Below are 20,243 nucleotides of genomic sequence, written 5' to 3' on the forward strand. Positions count from 1 at the left end.
CCTGCCCCTCACTCTCCCCGAGCTCCTGACCTGCTTCGCGAGCTCCTGATCTTCCCGTGAGCTCCCGGTGACGTCCCGTCTCCGGGAGCTTCCCCCCTTTCCGTCTCCACCGGCCGGGGCAGCCCTTGGGCAGGAGACAGCGATAACCGCGCCCCTCAGCCCACGCCCCTCAGCCCAGGGCCCTCGGCCGAGGACCCAGCGCCCTACGGCCGGTCCCAGGGCTCCCCGTCGGGGAAGAAGATGTCCGTTCCGTCCCCCGGTGTGGTGGCCGTGGGGCTCGGGACCTCGGTGGGGGCCGTGGGCGTGACGGTGGCCGGCGGGGGCGGTGAGGTCGGCGGGACGGAGGGCGGCGGGGTGCCCGGCACACTGGGCGACGAGGGGGGCTCGCCGGACTCCGAGGGCTCCCCGGAGGGGCTTCCGGACGGGCTGCCGGACGGCTCGGCGCCGCTCTCCAGATCCAGGTCGAAGGACTTCGCGGGGCTTCCGGCGAGGGCCGCGGCCGTGTACTGGCCCCAGATCTTCGCGGGGTAGCCGCCGCCGTTGATCCGGGGCAGTCCGGTGGCCCCGTAGAGCGGCTTCTGCTCGCCGGTGTCGGGGTCCTGGCCCATGACGGCGATGACGGTGGCGAGGTCGGGGGTGTAGCCCGCGAACCAGGCGGCCTTGTCCTCCTCCGCGGTGCCGGTCTTGCCCGCGGCCTCGCGTCCGGCCGACCGCGCCGCGGTGCCGGTGCCGCTCTCCACCACGCCGCGGAGGATCGAGGTGGTCGTGTCGGCGGCTTCGCGCGGCACGGCCTGCCGGACGCCGCCCCGGTCGGGCAGGGTGAGGTCCTGGCCGCCCTTGGTGACCTTGGAGACCAGGCTGTAGGTGCCGTGCCGGCCGTGGTCGGAGAGTGTGGCGTAGGCCTTGGTCATGTCGAGGACGCTGGCGTTGACCACGCCGAGGGCGACGGACTGGCGTGCGCCGCGGAGCCCGGGGGCGGATTCCGGTACGCCGAGGGCGATCGCGGTCCGCTTGACCCGGTCCGGGCCGACGTCCTCGCCCATCTGCGCGTAGACCGCGTTGACCGAGTTGTCGGTGGCCTCGGTGACGCTGATGTCCCCGTAGTCCTTGTCGTCCTCGTTGGCGGGGGCGTAGCCGGTCGCGCCGTCGGCCCCCTCCACCATGCGCTTGTTGGTGCCGTCGTAGACGGTGTTCGGGGTGATCCGCTGCCCGTCCCGCGTGGTGGAGCCGTGCTGGACGGCGGAGGTGAAGACGAACGGCTTGAAGGTGGAGCCGACCTGGTAGTCGCGGCGGGTGGCGTTGTTGACGTACTGCTTGGTGTAGTCGATGCCGCCGTACATCGCGACGATCCGCCCGGTGGCGGGGTCGATGGAGGCGCCGCCGGCCCGGACGTACCGGTCGACCGGGCGGGTCTCGCTGAGCCGGTTCATCAGCTGGTCCCGCACGGCGCCGACGAGCGCCTGCTGTTTCGGCTTCTGCAGGGTGGTGGTGATCCGGTAGCCGCCGCCCTGGAGGGTGTCCGCGTCGAGGATCCGCTGCTCGGCGAGGTGCGCGTTGACGGCTTCGACGAGGTAGCCGCGCTGGCCGGAGAGCCCGGCGGGGGCCTTGCTGCGGCCGGGGGTCGGGAAGGCCATGCCGGCGCGTTCGGCCGGGCCGAGCCAGCCCTTGTCGACCATGCCGTCGAGGACGTAGTTCCAGCGGGCGACGGCGCGGCCCCGGTTCTCGGGGTGGGCGACGACGTCGTAGGCGCTGGGGGCGTTGAGCAGCGCGGCGAGGTAGGCGCCCTCGCCGGTGGTCAGCTTGTCGGAGTCGGTGCCGTAGTAGGCCTGGGCGGCGGCCTGGATGCCGTAGGCGTTGCGGCCGAAGTAGCTGGTGTTGAGGTAGCCGGTGAGGATGTCGTCCTTGCTCTCCTCGCGATCGAGCTTGATCGCGATGAAGAACTCCTTCACCTTGCGGGTGACGGTCTGCTCCTGCGCCAGGTAGTAGTTCTTGACGTACTGCTGGGTGATGGTGGAGCCGGACTGCTTGCCCTTGCCGGTGACGGTGTTCCAGGCGGCGCGGATCATGGCCTGGGGGTCGACGGCGGACTCGGAGTAGAAGTCCCGGTCCTCGGCGGAGAGCACGGCGTGCTGCACGGTGCGGGGGACCTGGCTGAGGGGCACGTTCTCCCGGTTGACCTCGCCGTCCCGGGCGAGCGGGGAGCCGTCGGCGTAGAGGTAGACGTTGCTCTGCTTCACGGCGGCGGAGTTGGCCGGAGGGATCTCGACGAGCAGATAGCCGGCGACGAAGGCGCCGGTGAGAAGGAGCAGGACCAGCAGCAGTCCGCCGAGGACCGTCCGCCAGGTGGGGAGGAGCCGGCGCAGTCCGGTGCGCCGCGGCCTCGGCGGCCGGCCGTCCTGGGCCGGCCGGCCCGGGGAGGTGCTTCCCCGGCCGTATCGCCACTCCTCCGGATCGTGACTCATGTACTCAGGGACTCCTCGGCCACCGCCGGGGGTTGCCGCGGCGGGGTGTCGTGTCGGTGGTCGCTCGTACTCCCCTTGGTTCCCGCTGCGGGCGGGCTCTCGCAGGCGGGTACCCACGTCGGGAACTGTTGCATCACCTGCCCAGTACCTTTCGGGTGCCGCGCTCCCGATACCGCTCCGTGACAGGCCGAATGGCTCTTTCCCGCCACTCCAACGAGTGACTAATCGATGGCAGTGCGTCCGCCGGTTGGGCTAGGCTCCTGCACTTTGGTGCGGACGGGCGGACGGCCATGGGGGGCGGGCATGCGGTTGTACGCGGCCGTGGCGGTGAGCGGCTTCCGGCGCTTCGCGACGTACCGGGTGGCGACGGCGGCGGGGGTGTTCACCAACACCGTCTTCGGTTTCATCATGTCGTACACCTACATCGCGCTGTGGGACGAGCGGCCGGGGCTGGGCGGCTACGGCCTGCCGGAGGCGCTGACCTTCGTGTGGCTGGGCCAGGCGCTGCTGATGACCTCGGCGATGATGGGCGGCGGCTTCTCGGACGAACTGGTGGAGCGGATCCGCACCGGGGACGTGGCGATCGACCTGTACCGGCCCGCGGATCTCCAACTGTGGTGGCTGGCGGCGGACCTGGGGCGGGCGGCGTTCCACCTGCTGGGCCGGGGGATCCTGCCGATGGTGCTCGGGTGGCTGGCGTTCGAGCTGGTGCTGCCGGTGCGCCCGGCGGTGTGGGCGCTGTTCCTGCTGTCGGTGGCGCTGGGCGTGGTGGTGAGTTTCGCGATCCGCTATCTGGTGGTGCTGACGGCGTTCTGGCTGCTGGACGGCAACGGGGTGAGCCAGATGGCCAATCTGGTGTCGGTGTTCTTCTCGGGGATGCTGTTGCCGTTGCCGCTGTTCCCGGGCTGGCTGGGGGAGTTGGCGCGGGTGCTGCCGTTCTCGGCGCTGCTCCAGGTGCCGTCGGATGTGTTCCTCGGCCGGGCCGTGGGCTGGGATCTGGTCGGGGCGCTGCTCTTCCAGGTGGCCTGGGCGGTGGCGCTGCTGGGCGCGGGGCGGGCGCTGCAGTCGGTCGCCACCCGGAAGGTGGTGGTGCAGGGTGGCTGAGACTCCCGGGGCGGCGGTGGACCGCGCGACGTCCGGTGGGGCCGCGTCCGAGGCGTGGCCCGCTGACCGGCCGCTGGTGGCGGGGGTGCGGGCCTACGGGCTGATCGTGGCGATGTGGATGCGGTCGACGATGACGTACCGGGCGTCGTTCCTGATGACCGCGTTCGGCAACTTCGCGGCGACGGCCCTGGACTTCGCGGCGATCCTGCTGATGTTCTCGCACATCACGGTGCTGGGCGGGTTCACGCTGCCGGAGGTCGCCTTCCTCTACGGCACCTCGGGGGTGGCGTTCGGGCTGGCCGATCTGGCGATGGGCAGCATGGACCGGCTGGGCCGGCGGGTGCGCGACGGCACGCTGGACACGCTGTTGGTCCGGCCGGCGCCGGTGCTGGCGCAGGTGGCGGCGGACCGGTTCGCGCTGCGCCGGCTGGGCCGGATCAGTCAGGGGCTGCTGGTGCTGGGCTGGGCGCTGGCCCGGCTGGACATCGACTGGACGCCGCTGCGGCTGCTGCTGGTGCCGCTGATGCTGCTGAGCGGGGCGGCGATCTTCGCGTCGGTGTTCGTGCTGGGCGCGGCGTTCCAGTTCTGGGCGCAGGACGCGGCCGAGGTGCAGAACTCGTTCACCTACGGCGGGAACACGCTGCTGCAGTATCCGCCGACGCTGTTCTCCAAGGACCTGCTGCGCGGCGTGACGTTCGTGGTGCCGCTGGCCTTCGTCAACTGGCTGCCCGCGCTGTACGTGCTGGGCCGGGAGGATCCGCTCGGGCTGCCGGACGCGGCGGCGTTCGGGTCGCCCGTGGTGGCGGTGGTCTGCTGCGCGCTGGCGGGCGCGGCGTGGCGGGTGGGGTTGCGGTCGTACCGGAGTACGGGGAGCTGAGGGCTGGTGGTGACGGTGGACGAGGCGCGCTTCATCGATCTGGACGGCGTCGAGAAGGTCTTCGAGGTGCGGCGGAAGGCCGGGTTCCTGCGCCGGGAGCGGCACGAGGTGCGGGCGGTCGACGGGCTGTCCTTCGGGGTGGCGCGCGGCGAGATGGTCGGCTACATCGGCCCCAACGGGGCGGGCAAGTCGACGACGATCAAGATGCTGACGGGGATCCTGGTCCCGAGCGGCGGCCGGCTGCGGGTGGCGGGCATCGACCCGGCGAAGGAGCGCACCCGGCTGGCGCGGCGCATCGGGGTGGTGTTCGGGCAGCGGACGACGCTGTGGTGGGACCTGCCGCTGCGGGACTCGTACGCCCTGGTGCGCCGGATGTACCGGATCCCCGACGCGCGCTACCGGGAGAATCTGGACCGCTGTGTCGAACTCCTGGATCTGGCGCCGCTGCTGGAGGTGCCGGTCCGTCAGCTGTCGCTCGGACAGCGGATGCGGGGCGACATCGCCGCGGCCCTGCTGCACGATCCCGATGTGCTGTATCTCGACGAGCCGACGATCGGGCTCGATGTGGTCAGCAAGGCGAAGGTGCGGGGCTTCCTGCGGGATCTCAACGCGGAGCGCGGCACCACGGTGCTGCTCACCACCCACGACCTCACCGATATCGAGCAGTTGTGCGAGCGGGTGATGGTCATCGACCACGGCCGGCTGATGTACGACGGCGGGCTGGACGGGCTGCACGCGGTGGGGGAGAGCGAGCGGATGCTCGTGGTCGACCTGGAGCGCGAACTGCCGCCGATCGACGGCATCCCGGGCACCCGGACGGTGAAGGTGGACGGCCCGCGGCAGTGGCTGGCGTTCCCCGCCGCGAGCAGCGCGGCGCCGGTGGTGGCGGCGGTGGCCGCGGAGTACCCGCTGGTGGACCTGTCGGTGCGGGAACCGGCGATCGAGGACGTCATCGCCACGATGTACGCGGACCGGTCGGCGGTCTGAGCCGCGGCGGGCGGGGCCGTCCGCGCACCCCGCCGCAGGCCTGCCCCGCCCGCGTACCCCGGCGTAGGCCTGTCCGGCCTGCGCACTCCGCCGTAGGGCTGCCCGGCCTGCGCGCCCCGCCGTAGGGCTGCCCGCCCACGCATCCCGGCGTAGGCCTTACATGGCCGCGCACCCCGCCGCAGGCGGGACACAGCGGCCCTGACCGAGGCGGACACACAGCGGCCCTGCCCGAGGCGGGACACGCAGCGGCCCTGCCCGAGGCGGGACACGCAGCGGCCCTGCCCGAGGCCGGACACGCAGCGGCCCCCGGCTCGATGAGAGCCGGGGGCCGGTGGTGCCGCGGAGCGGGACGGGTCAGAGTGAGGCCGGGGCCGAGCCCTTCAGGTGCTCCAGGTTCAGGGCCCGCGCCATCTGGCGGAAGCCCTCGTCGCTCGGGTGCAGATGGTCACCGGAGTCGAAGCGGGGCAGCAGCCGCATCGGGGCCGCCGGGTCGCGGAGCGCCAGGTCGAAGTCGACGACCTCGTCGAACACCCGGCCCGCGCGGATCTCCGCGTTGACCTGCTCCCGCACGGCGTTGAGCCGCGGGGTGAAGCCGCGGTGGCCGCCGAACGGCATCAGCGTGCCGCCGACCACCCGCAGTCCGCGGGAGTGCGCCTGCTGCACCAGCTTGCGCAGTCCGTCGGTGATTTCCTTTGCGTCGGCTCGGGCCGGATTGCGCAGGATGTCGTTGACGCCGAGTTCGACCACGACCGCCTTCACGCCCGTCCCGCCGAGCACGTCGCGCTCGACCCGGCTCAGCGCGCTGGGGTTGTCCGGCGGGAACTTCGTGCCGTCGGTCAGCACCCGGTTGCCGCTGATGCCCTGGTTGAGCACGCCGTAGCGGGGCGCCCCGGGTTCGGTGCGCAGCCGCTCGGCCAGGTAGTCCGGCCAGCGGCGGTTGCCGCCGGCGGTCGAGGTGATGCCGTCGGTGATGGAGTCGCCGAGGGTGACGACCGCGCCGCGCGCCTCGTTGGTGAGGACGTCCACCCCGGTGAGGTAGCGCCAGGACGGGGTCTGCTCGGTGTAGGTCGTGCCGGCCGGGTCCTCGGCGCGGTCGCCGCGCGCCAGGTAGGAGATCTGCCGGGCGTGCGGGTGGTAGGTGACCGGCCCGGAGGGGCTCGGGGAGTACGTGGTCACCAGCAGGTCCGCGGCCTGCGGAATCTCCAGCCGGGTCGGGTCGCTGACGATCGACTGCCCGGTGGGGATCGTCACATAGGAGTTGCCGGCGAAGGTCAGCCGCCGCATGGTGCCCTGCGCCGCGGTCGGGTTGTTCGGCGCGGCGGCCACGGCGAGCGTGGCGTGGCTGATGGTCAGCGGCCGCTTGCCGAAGAGGTTGGACAGCTGGATGCGGGCGCCGTTGCCGCCGACGCTGGTGTGAATCACGTTACGGATGGACATGCCCGCGTACCCGTCCGGAGTGTTCGGCTCCGCTGCGGCGGGTGACGTGGCCCAGGTCCCGACCCAGGTGCCGGCGGAGGCCTGTGCGGCGCCGCCCCGGGGCTTGGTCGCGGTCGTGCCCAGGCTGTTCTCCCGGCCACCGACCCCGATGTAGATCGTGGTGGAAATGATGATCACCACTGCCGCGAACGCGGCGAGCAAGCCAAGGTGCTTGCGTGAAAAGCGAGCGTGGCGCATGGCCATGCGCGGTGTGTCTCCTCGGACAGGGAGCCCGAGGCTCCGTTTGGCGGGGGTGTGGATGTCCGGTTGGCGGCGACTGCGGTGGCGCGGTCCTACGGACCCATCATGATCCCATGGTCGGGACTCCTCCTCGGCCGGGGGCCGGGTTCCTTGTCCCGTCCACAGAGACGCCGGGAACCGCTGGTTCGTTCCGTGGGTACGGCCATTAACTACGTCACATGGGAACAATGCACGGGGGGACGGTGCGGACGGGTGGAGCGCATGGATCGTACGAAGTCGAACGGCGCCGATCAAGAAGTCGGAGCCGATGGAGCCGGACGGGTGACGGCGACCCGCGGCGCCTTTCTCTACAGCGCCGCGGACGCGGAGCGGCAGCGCGGCGTCCGGCGGATGAAGACCTTCGCCACCGGCCTGCTGCTGCTCGTCGCCGTGGTCTACGGCCTCGCCGCCTGGGGCCGCGCCGCGGGCGCCGGGTCATGGGCCGGATATGTCGCCGCCGCGGCCGAGGCGGGCATGGTGGGCGCGCTGGCCGACTGGTTCGCGGTGACGGCGCTGTTCCGCCATCCGCTGGGCCTGCCCATCCCGCACACCGCCATCATCCCCACGAAAAAGGACACGTTGGGGCAGACCCTGGGTGATTTCGTCGGTGAGAACTTTCTCTCCTCCGACGTGGTGCGGCAGCGGCTGCGGGCCGTGGGCATCGGCAGCCGGCTCGGAGCCTGGCTGGCCGAGCCCGCCAACGCCGCCCGGGTGACCGGGGAACTGTCCACCGCGCTGCGCGGCGCGCTGACGGTGCTGCGGGACTCCGACGTCCAGGCGGTCGTCGGGGAGGCCGTCACCCGGCGTGCCGAGGCCCAGGAGATCGCCCCCGGGCTGGGCCGGATGCTGGAGCGGCTCCTCGCCGACGACGGGCACCGCCGGGTCGTGGACCTGGTGTGCGTCCGCGCCCACGACTGGCTGGTGCGGCACGGCGACTCGGTGATGGAGGCGGTCACCGGCGGGGCCCCGGGCTGGACGCCGCGGTTCGTCGACAAGCGGGTCGGGGAGCGCGTCTACAAGGAACTGCTGCGGTTCGCGAGCGAGATGCGCGACGAGCCCGACCACCCGGCGCGCGGCGCCGTGGACCGCTTCCTCACCGACTTCGCACTGGACCTCCAGCGGGACCCGGACACCCGGGAGCGGGTGGAACGGCTGAAGCGGGACATCGTGAACCGCGCCGAGGTGCAGGAACTCATCGCCTCCACCTGGGGTTCGGTGCGCGCCATGATGGTGGCGGCGGCCGAGGACGAGGACAGCGAACTGCGCCTGCGGACCCGGACGGGCCTCATCTCCCTGGGCACGCGCATGGCGTCGGACGAGCGGCTGCGGGACAAGGTCGACGGCTGGCTGGAGGACGCCGCGGTCCATGTGGTGACGACCTACCGGAACGAGATCACCCTGCTGATCACGGACACCGTGGCGGCCTGGGACGCGGAGCAGACCTCCCGCAAGATCGAGGCCCATATCGGACGGGACCTGCAGTTCATCCGGATCAACGGCACGGTGGTCGGCGCGCTGGCCGGACTGGTCATCTACTCGGTCTCCAGGGCCCTGGGAGCCTGAGCCTCCGTGTCCCCAGCTCCGGGGGCCTGAGCCTCCGTGTCCAGAGCCCTGGGGCCTGAGCCGCCGGGTCCGGGACGCGGCGGGCCTCGGGGACGCCGGTGAGGTGCCCGGCGTCCCGCGTTCCGGTGTTCCGACTTCCCGGCGTTCCGACTTCCCCGCGTCCCAGTGTCCCGGCGTCCCGGTGAGGGATCGCGTTCTCGCGCGCCTGCTGCCGGGGCGCGGCCGTCCGTCGTCCAGCCGCTCCCCGGTCGGCCGCCGCTGTCCGGCCGCCTTCCGTCGACGTGCGTAGCCCTACGGCGCGTCGTCCGTCTCCGGAACGTCCGCCGCCGGAGCGTCCGCCTCCGGCTCGTCGCCGTCCGCCGTCCCGAACGCCTTCAGCCCGCTCCTCAGCTCGATGAGTGTGTCCTCGGCGAGGCCCCGCAGGAAGTCGGGGCACACCCAGGCGTCCAGGGCCACGTCCTCGTGCTCCTCCTCGTCCTCCTCGTCCCACCCGTAGTACTCGGCGATCTCGGCCCGGCCGCCGGGGCTGCGGAGCTGGTAGCCGGCGCTGTTCGTCGCGTCCGGATCGCGGGTGCCGGGGTGGTCCCCCGGGGCGTGCGTGCAGGGGCGGTCGTCCAGCAGCGGTACGGCCTCTTCGACGCCCTTGATCATCGCTTCGAGCACCGAGCGTTCCGTGACCCGCTCCGAAGTCGCGTACCAGCAGGTGGCGTTCATGGTCACCAGGAAGCCGGCCAGCGTGCCACGGGTCGGCCGGGTGGGCAGGCCGTCGGCCTCGTCGGTCAGTTCCTCGTGCGGGTCGCAGTAGGGGTAGTCGTTGACGATCCCCGAGAGGGTCTTCCGGCAGATCTCGTGGTACTCCGGCGCTCCCACGGGGACGCGCCGGACGGAGAACGGGGCGATCACGTCCGCGGCGAGGCGGGCCCACCCCGCGACGTTGCCCGGGCACAGCACCCGTTCCGGGTCGGTGTCGCCGTCCTGCGTGGTCCGCTCGCCGGTCAGCAGCCCGGTGTCACCGAGCCAGATCTCGTCCTCCAGCGCGTCCATCTCGGCCTGGAAGGGGTGGCTGTCGTGCGAACAGGGCTGCCCGTCCAGCGCCTTCACCGCGGCGTGCAGGGCGTCGAGGGCCGCCTGCTCGGCCGGCCGCCCGGGGCGCCAGGCGAGATACCCCGTCATCGTCACCAGTCCGGCCACCCACACCCGGGCCTGTTCCCCGCCCGGATCGGCAGCGAGACGGCGGGCGCAGTCCAGGACGAGGGGGTCCGCCTCCTCCGCGGGGGACACGGTGTGGATGTTCCGCCAGGCATCGGCGAGTTGGGGGACGGTGAGGGTGCTGGGATCGATCATGATCTTCACGACGGCCCGGCGGTACGGAAGGTTCCCATTTCTTCGAACGATTTTTCGAGGACTGCGGGGCCTCCTGCCGCTGCGTAGGCGAAGGCCCGTCCGACGGGGTGTCAGCCACCCCGTCGGACGGGCCTTGTCACGTGGTCCCGTCAGGCGGCCGAGGGCATCAGCACCCGGGCGTCGCCCTCCTGGTTGTTGTGCCGCTCCGTCCAGTTGAGCAGCGCCGTGTGGCACGCGTGGTCCAGGTGCCGCAGGTCCAGCAGGTCGAGCTCGATCGGACGGTCCGTCGGCAGCGCCTCCAGGGTGTCCAGGATCCGCGGCAGCCGCAGGAACGTCGCGTTGCCCGAGATGACCACCCGCAGCGGCGGGCCGTCCGTCACCGGCGTCCCGCCGTCCGCCGCCGGAGCGTCGTCGGCCGCCGCCCGGGGACCCGGCACCAGGGTGCCGCCGTCCGCCGGACGCTCCTGCCCGGACGCGCCCTCGCGCCCGGCCTTGACGCTCCCCGGGACCGAGCCCGCGACCTCGCGCTGATGTGCCGGCGCCGCGCCCCGGTCCTCGACCCGGACGTGCACATGGGAGGTCTCCCAGGCGGTCTTCGCCACGGCGAGCAGCAGCCCGATGATCACGCCCTCGAACATGTTGGTCGCGACGATCGCCACGGCCGTCGCGATGAGGACCAGCGCCTCACCGCGGTGCTCCCGCCACAGCGGCGCCAACTGCTGCACCGGGATGAGCTTCCACCCCGAGAAGACGAGGATGCCGGCGAGCGAGGCCACCGGGATCAGGCCGAGCGCCGCGGGGAACAGGGCGGCGAACAGCAGCAGCCACACCCCGTGCAGCACGCGGGACGCCTTGGTGCGCGCCCCCGCCTGGACGTTGGCCGCGCTGCGCACGATCACGGCGGTCATCGGCAGCGCGCCGAGGGCGCCGCAGATGGTGTTGCCCGCGCCCTGCGCCATCAGCTCCTTGTCGTAGTCGGTGCCGGGGCCGTTGTGCAGCCGGTCCACGGCCGCCGCGCTGAACAGGCTCTCCGCGGACGCGATCAGCGTGATCGCCAGCACGGTGCCGATCGCACCGACGCTCAGCAGCCCGCTCACGTCGTCGAGGGACGGCGGCTGGATGCTGCCCAGCAGCCCCTTGACCTCGACCCGCTTGACCGGCAGCTGGAACACCGCGACCAGGGCCGTGGCCAGGGCCACCGCCGCGAGCGGGGCCGGCACGATCCGCACCTTCTGCGGCAGGTGCTTCCAGAGGGCCATCGCCGCGACCGTGCCCGCGCCCAGCCCGAGTGCGGTCAGTGCCTCCGGCGAACCGGCCGTCCGCATCACCAGACCGGGCAGGCCCGCCAGGTTGGCCGGGCCGGAGCCGGGCGCCTTGGCGTCGGCCAGGGCGTAGAGCTGACCGGCGATCAGCACCAGTCCGATCCCCGCGAGCATCCCCTCCACGACGGAGATGGAGATGGCCCGGAACCAGCGGCCGAGCTTCAGCGCGCCCATGGCCAGCTGGAGCACTCCGGCGATCAGGACGAACACGCCCAGCGCCCCGACCCCGAACTCGTTGACGGCTTCGAGGATGAGCACGGTCAGTCCGGCCGCGGGGCCGCTGACCTGGAGGCTGCTGCCCGGCAGGAAGCCGGTGACGAGGCCGCCGACGATGCCGGTCACCAGGCCGAGTTCCGCCGGAACACCGGAGGCCACGGCGATGCCCACGCACAGCGGCAGGGCGACCAGGAAGACGACGACGGACGAGATGAGGTCGGCCCGCAGCGTCCCCGGGTCGGGACGCTCCCCGCGCCGCCAGGGAGCCCGCGAGAGCAGTCCCCCCGACCCGCCACTGGTCGTCCGGCCCTTGCTGTGGGCCCCGCTGTTGTGCGTCTCACTGTTGTGTGTCTCGCTGTTGTGTGTCCCGCGCTCGCGGGCGTCGGCGCTCACAGCGGGAGGAAGGAGTCGTCGTGCGCGCGGTGCGCGAACACGGTGCCGGTGTGGACCTCGTAGAACCAGCCGTGCAGGTTCAGCTTGCCGTCCGCCAGACCGCGGGCCACGAACGGGTAGTCGCGCAGGCGCTCGAGCTGGCGCAGCAGGTGGTCCTGGACGGCGTCGGCCAGGTCGGGTGCGTCCGGGGCCTTGCACGCCGGCGCGGGCGTGGTGTCCAGCCAGTCGCGGACGGCGGGAACGGCGGACAGATCGTCGCCGCGCACCATCGCGCCCACCGCACCGCAGTGGGAGTGACCGCAGACGACGATGTCGGAGACGCCCAGAACCTGGACGGCGTACTCGATGGTGGCTGCCTCACTGGAGGGCTTGCCGGGGAGGCGCTCCGGAACGATGTTGCCTGCCGTGCGGAGCTCGAAGAGCTCGCCGGGGCGGGAGCCGGTGATCAGCGAAGGGATCACGCGGGAGTCGGAGCAGGTGATGAACAGGGCGTCGGGGGACTGGCCGTTCGCGAGCGGCCCGAGCTCGTCGGGGTTCGCGGTGGCTCGCTGCCGGAAGGCGCGGACGCTGTCGATGTACTTGTGCATAGGGGTGTTCCTCCAGCGCGCCCGGTCGAAGGTCGCGCGGTGTGAGTCGTCCTGGTCGGATCGCAAGTGAGTGGCGTGGCGAATGCCGTGCGGGAGCCGACGGGAACGGTCACAGGCGGAACACCTGCAGTACGGCGGGCCGTGCTGCGGGGCGGAGGCCGGGCGGGCCGTGCGGAGGCGCATGAGCGGTGGCACGGCGGTGCGAGAGCGCGAAGTCCGAGCCGCTGAACTGCGCGAAGGCCGTGGCGGCCCGGCGGTCCTGCGGCGGCGGATGGGCCGTGGGCGGCCCGTACGAGCGGCCGCCGCGGTGCTGCGGCAAGTGCCCGTAGGGGGTCTCGGGATGGTCCCAGCACGGGTCGGACGACAGGTCGGCCGCTCCGGCGCTGCTGCTCACCCGGCTCATCGGCTCGGGCAGGGCCGAGGACATGGTGACCAGGAAGCAGAGCAGCCCCGCGAACAGGAAGGCGGTGAGGGCCGTGACGACATGAGGCAGTACGCCGCGACGCGTTGTCATGCACCCTCCCCTCCTATGTGTCCACGACAGTGCGGGACTTGAGTCTTGCCGATCACTGTGACACTTCGACTGCCTGAAAGTCAGCAATTCGTTAAGACTTTGTGAGCGTCGCGGCACTTGACTTCGATCACATGCGGCGTTACGGGGGAGTAGCAACCGATTCGTCACTGCGCGTACATGACAGTGGCGTTCCGTGTTTGTTCGCATCCGGTACCGCCTGGGCTTTCGCGTCCGGAATCACCCGGCTGGGTACGTTCGTTGGTGCCGCCCTCAGGGTGTTGGAAGTCGGGGGAGTCGCGGCAGTCACGGCACTTGCCGGGTCGCGGAGACCGGAACGCCCGATCGCAGCCGTCGCAGTTCTGCAGCGGCGGTACGGCCATCACGGCGCCCGGAGCGCTGCCCGCTCCAGTGCCCGTCGTGGCGCCCGTCGTGGTGCCCGCTGTGGTGTCCGTCGTGGCGTCCCCGAGGCGGGATGGCGCGCACGTCCGGAGCCGGTAGGCCAGCAACCGGGCGGGCCGCCGGTCGATACGGGCCGGAAGGCCGATGGTCAACGCCTCGACGATCTCGGCTGCTTGAGCGCCGAGCCGCATCCACCCGACGACGGCCGGAACGAGCTGCCGGATCTCCCGCTCGGACAGCAACAGCCGCGCGTCCCGCACCCGCAGCGCGCCGAGCACGGCGGTCGCGGCGTCAGCCTCGGAGGAAGGGGTGAGGGAGACGGCGGCGGGGGAGGCGGGCGTGGTGGAGGTGGGAGCGGTGGAGGCGGGTGCTGCCCGCGGAACCGGGTGCGGGGGGTCCTCCGGGACCGGGGCCGGGGCCGGGTCCGGGAGCGGGGCCAGGACTGGGGCCCGGTCCGGACCGGAGACGCGAGCGGTTGCCGGGGCCGGGGCCGGGGCTGGGGACGGGACCGGGGTTGGGGCCGGGGGTGCGGGCGGCCCGTACGGTCGGTGTGGCCCGTTCGGTTTGTGCAGCGCGTACGGCTCGGGCATCGGCTCCCGGTGTCGCCGCGCCGGATCGTCGTAGAAGAACGTCCGGGTGCGGATCCGGCCACCGGCCGTACGCTCCACCCGCCGCTCGATCCATCCGTCGGCCTCCAGCTCGCGCAGGGCGCGGCCGATCAGGATCTCGCCCTCGGAGAAGTGCGCGCAGAGGGCCTTGATGCTGATGGGAGCACCGTCCGGCAGCGAGAGGACATACACGGCGACCCCGACGGTGACCGCGCTGCCCGCCCGCTGCGCGAGACGGTTGGCGATCACGGTGAAGTCGCGGGTGTGCCGGGCGCGGACGTGGGTGACACCGGACGGCACGCCACTGGAAGGAACGCCACTGGAGGGAACACCACCGGACGGAACGCCGCCGGACGGGCCGGGCGCAGGGGGTGTCGCTGCTGTCGGCGGTGCTGTCGGTAAACCTGTGGGCGCGCACGGCGGCGCGCTAAGCTGCGGCTCAGCCATCGGGAAGGTTCTGCTTCCTGATCGGTCAGGCCCTCGATCGGGATTGCCGTCCCGGCCGGGGGCCGTCGTATGTAGGGGATGTGTGGCCGAGCGTAGCGGCCGGGATCGCGTGTACGACCCCAACTCACCCGAATGGGCGACAGGTTGCCGGATGTCGCGCGACAGGTCGGTGGGTGGGGTGGGGAGGAGTCCTTGACCAGGGTTCTTGGGTAGCCACGCGCCCCACCGCATCCCGGCGGCCCCGGCCCCGGTCATGCTTCACCGGGGCCCGGTGGACGGGGACCCGGTGGGCTTCCTTTCGGTCGCCCGACGCCCTGGGGCCCGGTCTCGCACCACTGGCAGCGAGGGCGGGAGGCTCGCGTGACAGGCTCGCCCCCATGCCGTTCGATCACAACGACCACTACCACCGTCTCCTCTTACGCCACGTCCCCGCGGGGTGCCGCACCGCTCTGGACGTCGGTTGCGGAACCGGACGGTTCGCCCGCCGGCTCGCGGCCCTGGGCATCGACGTCGACGCGATCGACGCGTCGGAGGAGACGATCGAGGCGGCCCGCCGAGAGGCGTACCCCGAGGCCCGCCGGGGGACGTACCGGGAGGCGCGGCGGGAGTCGCGTCAGGGAGTCGGCACGGAGCCCCGCTTCCGGCATGCCGACCTCACCGAAGCCGAACTTCCTCATGCCTCCTACGACTTCATTTCGTGCCTCGCCTGCCTCCACCACATGCCGTTCGACACGGTCTCCAGGCTGCGGGACGCCCTGAAACCCGGCGGCGTCCTGGTGATCCTGGGCTGCTACCCGGAGCGGACCGCCACCGACTGGGCCTGGAGCCTCGCCGCGGCACCGGTCAACGCGGCGTCCAGGCTCGCGGTGGCGATGTCGGAGCGACTGAGCAGCCGTGCTCCGGACGTGAGCGAGGTACGGGCCCCGGTGAAGCCCCCGGCTGTCTCCTTCGACGAGATCCGGCAGCGTTCGGCGGAACTGCTGCCCGGCCGCACCCTCCGCAGACTCCTCTTCTGGCGCTGTCTGCTGGTCTTCCGCAACGAAGCCGCTGATTGAATCCGGCCTGGGGTGAGAGCGCGCTGAGTTGCCGCCATCGTGCTCCATGGAGAGAGCGGCAGCGGCCCCTCCGGCAGCGCGTCTGTGGGCCGCGATCTGCGTTTACCGCACCTTGATCATTTTGGTGTTAGCTACATGGAGCGAGCACGGCCGCGACAGCTGACGCAAGCTCAGCATCGCCGGCTCTGTCGTGAGCAATCGATGTAGGTATTTAGGGGAATACGCGCATGAAGAAGAAGTGCACAGCGCTCGTCGTCGCTGCTGCAGCCGTGATGGGCACCACCCTGACCAGCGGTGTCGCTGCGGCAGGCACGGCTTCGACGACCCAGGCCGCGAAGGTGAGCACTGCTGGGGCGTGGAAGGTCAAGGCTATGGCCACCCTCACTGTGCGGGCGAAGCGGACGACCGCGTCTGCTGCTCTGGGAACTATCCCTGAGGGCAAGGTCTTCGCCACCCGCGACCTGAACGGTGTGGCCGGCGGTCGTTGGAAGGCATGCGGAGACACCGGTAAGACCTGGCAGCAGGTGAAGTGGCACGGCCACAAGGGCTGGATCGTGGACTCTTGCATTACCGCCATCTTCTAGGGCCTGATCAGTCCACTGGGTAGGTTCGCCGGAGAACTGATCCGTCGAAACCGAGGCCCGGGGCCGGAGTTACAGGCTCGGTCGTAGTACGCCTGAACTCGCCGACAGGCTCCTCGCTGCAATCGGCGAGGAGCCTGTCCCCGCTGGGAGGACCGGACGGGGGCGGAGCCCGGCTTTGAGGGGTGGAGCCACCTGTCTGCCGGTCTTCCAGTACCGGGCCACTGACGAACCAGGCCTTGAGTGACGGGGGCCCACCTCGCGCCAAGTGGTCGGCCCACGCCAAGTGGTCGGCACACAGAGCGGTGCCGTACCGGGACGTGGTGAGCGCCCGCCCCGTTCTACGCCGGAACCTGCCCCGTTCCCCCGAGGTGCACCAGAAGCTCCTCCGCGGCCGGATAGGGACGCTCCTCCGGCAGCAGCCGCGCCGCGGCGTCCAACGCGCCTTCTCGGACCAGACCGTGCACCTGGTGGGCGAGCGGCGTCACATCGGTGATGGACACCGTCCACTCGTCCGCGTAACTCCGCGCGGCCTCGCCCGACAGCCCGAGCTGAAGCGACCGGTGCGGCAGCGGCCGCAAGTGCAGATCGCGTTCTGGATCCCACTGGACCCGCGCCGGTGCGCGACGCAACTCCCGCTTCCAGGCAGCGAGATCGGCGTGAACGCCACGCTCGTAGTGCGACAGACACGCATGCCGCAGAGCCCACTCGAATCCCTCACGGGTGATCTCGACGGCGAGCACGGTCTCCTGGTCCTGCTTGGTGCCCCAGCCGCAGCGGTACATCATCCACAGGAACGACGGCTTGATCCACGTCATCCGGTCCCGCTTCCAGGCAGCGGGAAACCGCCCGTCGCGGGCGGCGGGCAGGCCGAGGCCCGGTGCGTACGCCTGGTAGACGGTGACGGTCGACTCCGTGTGGAGAGCCCGGATCTGGTGTTTGGGTTCTTGCATGCGCCCCAGAATGGGCCCACTGCCTGCGACGATGCCACGCATTAACGGCCTGCCCGGCTCACGAACGGCCACGGCCTGCCCGACTCGATGAACGGCGATGCCGGATTCGCCTCAGCCGACGGCGGGCCGATCGTCAGTGGCGTCAGCGGGCCGACCGTCGAGCTCTCCGGACCGCGGCTCCAGCTCACGGATGACCCGGGCCGGATTGCCGACGGCCAGCACACCGGCCGGCAGGTCCTTGGTGACCACGGCTCCGGCGCCGACCACGGTGTTCTCTCCGATCGTCACTCCCGGGCACACGATCACTCCGCCGCCGAGCCACACGTTGTCCCCGATCGTCACCGGCAGCGCCCGCTCCCAGCCGGCCCGCCGACGCTCCGTGTCCAGCTCGTGGGTCGGAGTGAGGAGCTGCACGTTCGGCCCGATCTGCACATCCGCCCCGATGCGGATCGGCCCGGCGTCGAGAAACACCGCCCCGAAGTTGATGAACGTCCGCGGACCGATGGTGATCCGGTACCCGAAGTCGCACCGGAAGGGCGGCCGGATCCCCACCGCCTCCCCAACGGACCCGAGCAGCCGCTCCAGGATCTTGTGGCGCACGTCGGGCGTGGCCGTCGAGGCAGCCGCGCTGTACTCCTCACACAGCTCGACCCGCCGCCGCGTATCGGCCACCAGCTCGGGATCGTCGGGCAGATACCAGTCACCGGCGAGCATGCGCTGCTTGTTCTCACCCATGGGGGCGGTCCTCTCGTCAGAGCTGGGGAGCGGCAGGAGCGAGGAAAGTAGAGCTGTCATCAGGTTATACGGTCAGGCTGTGGACCGTAGCTGGGTCTGAAATTCGATGGTGGGCACTGCGTAGTGCCATGCCACGTCCCGGGTCTGACATGCGGCAAGGACGGTCGCGGCATCCTCGATGATCTCGACACCCAGATTGGTTCCCTCGTCGTCGAAGGAGAACTTCACGACAGTGCGAGAGTCGAACAGCCAGAAGTCGTAGTCCGGCAGGCCGATGCGGAGCGCGTCAGACCGATAGAGGTTCCGAATGTCCTCGCCGGCTTCGACATTGGCGAGCCCGGAGCGAAGCAGAAAGCGCTGCCCCTCGGTGGGCGGGTTGTCGACCAGCCGTACCCGCTCGAAGCGCTTGCCTGCCTCCGACTGCAATCGGACATTGGACTGCCACGGCTGAGTCGGGTCGTAAGCAATGTGCTCCCCGCGCAGGAACTTCTGCCACTTCTCTGAAGCCCGGTCTGAGGCATAGCCCCGTTGGGTCTCCAGGCGCCACGCGGTGTGCTTGAACTCTCTGAAGTAGGACGTAGCTTCGGCGAAGGGGGTCAGATTCGTCATCACTCTCCAAGGCTGGTAGTGGTGGTCTCTCGATGAGAAGCTTTGATCGGGCAGTCGAGAATTGGATTAGTCGATTCGGTTGTTGAACCGTTGCCGAAGTCGATGTTCCTCGGACCTGCGGAGTTCACGCACTTCGTGGCCTACCCGACTCATGGTGAACTCTCCGAGCGTCATGCATAAGTCCATGCGTTGGATGCACACGCCCACCATGAACGGACCTTCCTGAGCGCGGTAGAGGCGGATTCCGTAGTAGCCCTCTTCACACTCAGTTCCGTTGTTGAAACGACAGCCCGTGCATGTCTCTGGTAGGCGGACTTGGCGGATTCGTTTGAAGCACACGGCGTTGCCGTCGGGAAGCTCGTACTGAGTGCGCCAGCCCGAAGCACCTGCCGTGAACACGTGTCGTACGGGCACCGCACCCAGCTCGCGGAGTACGGCGTTTACGGCATTGATGGATGCGTCGCCCCCCGACAGAGAGTTCAGCAACCTGACCGTGACCGAGTGGCCGTGTTGCTCGACCAGTCGCAAAGCTCTGTCGATGTGCTTCGAGTCGGGGACGACGATGTTTGCTGATGAACTGACTCCGCAGGCCGCCGCAGTCTCGATGGACTCGCTCAGTGCCCGAAGCTTCCGATCGGCAAGCTTGCTGGACCGATACTTCCCGCCCTGGATGGATGCCAGTTCCCCCGCAGTTGTACCGAAGACGCTGAAATTGATCTTCGAAAGCCCCGCTTTGGCGCAGGCGGGGATTACTGCGGCGCCGTTTTCGCCGTTGGATGTGATGCCGACGGCGAGGCCAACTTTGCCAGCCAGGTGCACCATGTCGTCGAGCCTTGGGTGCAGCGTTGGTTCACCTCCGGTGAAGTGAACTTCGTCCGTCTCGATGGTTCCTTTCATGGCGGCGAGAGCAACGGCAAAATCAAGCCCTGGCTCGATTCGCGCGGGGAGGAAGCTCGCGCCATTGGTTCCCAAGTAGATTGAGACCCGGCCGGTAGAACGCCCGGGAGTGTTGTCGGCTGTTACTGCTGTTCCTTCATTGTGGCAGAACGTGCAGGCGAGGCCGCAGTTGTCCAAGACTTTGACTCGTACGGTGCGGTCTGGCTGGATTGTGACAGGCAGTGTGTCCGTGTCTTCGTCGAGCAAGGTCAATCACCTCGTAGATGTAAGGCTTACTCGGTGAATCGCAACTCTTTGATGCTTGCGAGGTCATGCCCGTACCGCTCGTAAATTTCGGTAGTGTTCGCAGCGGTAAGTGTGGCCGGCGTGATTCCCAGTTGCTCTGCTGCCCCATGAACCTCGTCCACCGAATCTCCTTCGATCTCGAGGTATGGGGGAATCAGCGGCCATGTGTCGATTTCGAGACGTACATCTCGCAGCATGTACGAGGTTCGACGGTTCTCCTGATATGCCTTTGGGGTGAATCCCATGAGGTTCAACAGTGTGTGTGTTGTGTTGAAGTCGGAGACGACCACTTCCGCTTCGCGAGTTCCGTCAATCGCGTCGGACAGAATGTGCTTCACGCAAAGAGTTGCCTGGCTGCCATCGTGCCTGAGGCGAATCCACCTGGACTGGTCGTCGGGAGTGATGTCGTAGACGTAGCGCCGCATCGTTCGGTCCTTGATGTGGATCCCACCATGTTCACGGATGTTCGCCGTCATGAGCGCCACATCGATGTCGAGCACCTTTGCTTCGTACTCAGTCGCCAGTGTCACGGTTGTTCTCGCCTTCCTTGGGCTCGGTGGGGGAGATGTGGGCTGCGCGGGGATCGACG

At 70.3% G+C, this 20,243-nt stretch carries 18 protein-coding genes; 6 read left to right on the forward strand and 12 right to left on the reverse strand.

What is annotated here, in order from left to right; all coding sequences use genetic code 11:
• Positions 1-203: 203 nt before the first annotated feature.
• On the reverse strand, positions 204-2,462 hold the full coding sequence (locus AC3EQ1_RS21245) for a transglycosylase domain-containing protein (RefSeq protein ID WP_432095923.1): 2,259 nt from the start codon (positions 2,460-2,462) through the stop codon (positions 204-206).
• Between the two features lie 303 nt (positions 2,463-2,765).
• Here AC3EQ1_RS21245 and AC3EQ1_RS21250 point away from each other — a divergent pair, with 303 nt between their 5' ends.
• From AC3EQ1_RS21250 to AC3EQ1_RS21260, 3 genes are read left to right on the forward strand one after another with little or no spacing between them, the layout of a single operon-like run.
• On the forward strand, positions 2,766-3,566 hold the full coding sequence (locus tag AC3EQ1_RS21250) for an ABC transporter permease (protein ID WP_432095924.1): 801 nt from the start codon (positions 2,766-2,768) through the stop codon (positions 3,564-3,566).
• Positions 3,559-4,443: an ABC transporter permease gene (locus AC3EQ1_RS21255; RefSeq protein ID WP_432095925.1), complete on the forward strand. Its 885-nt coding sequence runs from the start codon at positions 3,559-3,561 to the stop codon at positions 4,441-4,443. Before AC3EQ1_RS21250 ends, AC3EQ1_RS21255 begins: the two co-directional genes overlap by 8 nt.
• Positions 4,444-4,458: 15 nt before the next feature.
• Entirely contained in the window at positions 4,459-5,430 is a 972-nt protein-coding gene (locus tag AC3EQ1_RS21260) for an ABC transporter ATP-binding protein (RefSeq protein WP_432095972.1), read from the forward strand.
• Between the two features lie 354 nt (positions 5,431-5,784).
• On the opposite strand, the gene AC3EQ1_RS21265 is transcribed toward AC3EQ1_RS21260, so the two are convergent.
• Complete coding sequence (locus tag AC3EQ1_RS21265; RefSeq protein ID WP_432095926.1) at positions 5,785-7,110, reverse strand: SGNH/GDSL hydrolase family protein; 1,326 nt, start codon at positions 7,108-7,110, stop codon at positions 5,785-5,787.
• A gap of 258 nt (positions 7,111-7,368) precedes the next feature.
• On the opposite strand from AC3EQ1_RS21265, the gene AC3EQ1_RS21270 reads away from it, so the two are divergent.
• Positions 7,369-8,709: a DUF445 domain-containing protein gene (locus tag AC3EQ1_RS21270; protein ID WP_432095927.1), complete on the forward strand. Its 1,341-nt coding sequence runs from the start codon at positions 7,369-7,371 to the stop codon at positions 8,707-8,709.
• A gap of 291 nt (positions 8,710-9,000) precedes the next feature.
• On the opposite strand, the gene AC3EQ1_RS21275 is transcribed toward AC3EQ1_RS21270, so the two are convergent.
• The 5 genes from AC3EQ1_RS21275 to AC3EQ1_RS21295 all read right to left on the reverse strand — a co-directional run bounded on the left by AC3EQ1_RS21275 (position 9,001) and on the right by AC3EQ1_RS21295 (position 14,392).
• Complete coding sequence (locus AC3EQ1_RS21275; protein ID WP_432095928.1) at positions 9,001-10,053, reverse strand: hypothetical protein; 1,053 nt, start codon at positions 10,051-10,053, stop codon at positions 9,001-9,003.
• Between the two features lie 149 nt (positions 10,054-10,202).
• Positions 10,203-11,870, reverse strand: a complete 1,668-nt coding sequence (locus AC3EQ1_RS21280) for a SulP family inorganic anion transporter (protein ID WP_432095973.1) — start codon at positions 11,868-11,870, stop codon at positions 10,203-10,205.
• 110 nt (positions 11,871-11,980) lie between these two features.
• Positions 11,981-12,571: a carbonic anhydrase gene (locus AC3EQ1_RS21285; protein WP_432095929.1), complete on the reverse strand. Its 591-nt coding sequence runs from the start codon at positions 12,569-12,571 to the stop codon at positions 11,981-11,983.
• A gap of 109 nt (positions 12,572-12,680) precedes the next feature.
• Positions 12,681-13,085 (reverse strand): hypothetical protein, encoded by a 405-nt coding sequence (locus tag AC3EQ1_RS21290; RefSeq protein WP_432095930.1) that lies wholly within the window; start codon positions 13,083-13,085, stop codon positions 12,681-12,683.
• Positions 13,086-13,249: 164 nt separating this feature from the next.
• Positions 13,250-14,392, reverse strand: coding sequence for a translation initiation factor IF-2 (locus tag AC3EQ1_RS21295; protein ID WP_432095931.1), 1,143 nt, complete (start codon positions 14,390-14,392; stop codon positions 13,250-13,252).
• A 524-nt stretch (positions 14,393-14,916) separates the two neighbouring features.
• Here AC3EQ1_RS21295 and AC3EQ1_RS21300 point away from each other — a divergent pair.
• Complete coding sequence (locus AC3EQ1_RS21300; RefSeq protein WP_432095932.1) at positions 14,917-15,594, forward strand: class I SAM-dependent methyltransferase; 678 nt, start codon at positions 14,917-14,919, stop codon at positions 15,592-15,594.
• A 227-nt stretch (positions 15,595-15,821) separates the two neighbouring features.
• The gene (locus tag AC3EQ1_RS21305; RefSeq protein ID WP_432095933.1) at positions 15,822-16,178 is read left to right on the forward strand and encodes a hypothetical protein; all 357 of its coding nucleotides are present in this window, start codon (positions 15,822-15,824) and stop codon (positions 16,176-16,178) included.
• 338 nt (positions 16,179-16,516) lie between these two features.
• Here AC3EQ1_RS21305 and AC3EQ1_RS21310 read toward each other — a convergent pair whose 3' ends face one another.
• The 5 genes from AC3EQ1_RS21310 to AC3EQ1_RS21330 all read right to left on the reverse strand — a co-directional run bounded on the left by AC3EQ1_RS21310 (position 16,517) and on the right by AC3EQ1_RS21330 (position 20,184).
• Positions 16,517-17,128, reverse strand: a complete 612-nt coding sequence (locus tag AC3EQ1_RS21310; RefSeq protein WP_432095934.1) for a DUF4291 domain-containing protein — start codon at positions 17,126-17,128, stop codon at positions 16,517-16,519.
• A gap of 111 nt (positions 17,129-17,239) precedes the next feature.
• The gene (locus tag AC3EQ1_RS21315) at positions 17,240-17,863 is read right to left on the reverse strand and encodes a sugar O-acetyltransferase (protein WP_432095935.1); all 624 of its coding nucleotides are present in this window, start codon (positions 17,861-17,863) and stop codon (positions 17,240-17,242) included.
• A gap of 72 nt (positions 17,864-17,935) precedes the next feature.
• Complete coding sequence (locus AC3EQ1_RS21320) at positions 17,936-18,472, reverse strand: DUF6879 family protein (protein WP_432095936.1); 537 nt, start codon at positions 18,470-18,472, stop codon at positions 17,936-17,938.
• 66 nt (positions 18,473-18,538) lie between these two features.
• Positions 18,539-19,615, reverse strand: coding sequence for a radical SAM protein (locus AC3EQ1_RS21325; RefSeq protein ID WP_432095937.1), 1,077 nt, complete (start codon positions 19,613-19,615; stop codon positions 18,539-18,541).
• A 26-nt stretch (positions 19,616-19,641) separates the two neighbouring features.
• Positions 19,642-20,184, reverse strand: a complete 543-nt coding sequence (locus tag AC3EQ1_RS21330; protein WP_432095938.1) for a class IV adenylate cyclase — start codon at positions 20,182-20,184, stop codon at positions 19,642-19,644.
• Positions 20,185-20,243 lie beyond the last annotated feature (59 nt).

It is taken from the genome of Streptomyces sp. bgisy100, from assembly GCF_057709105.1.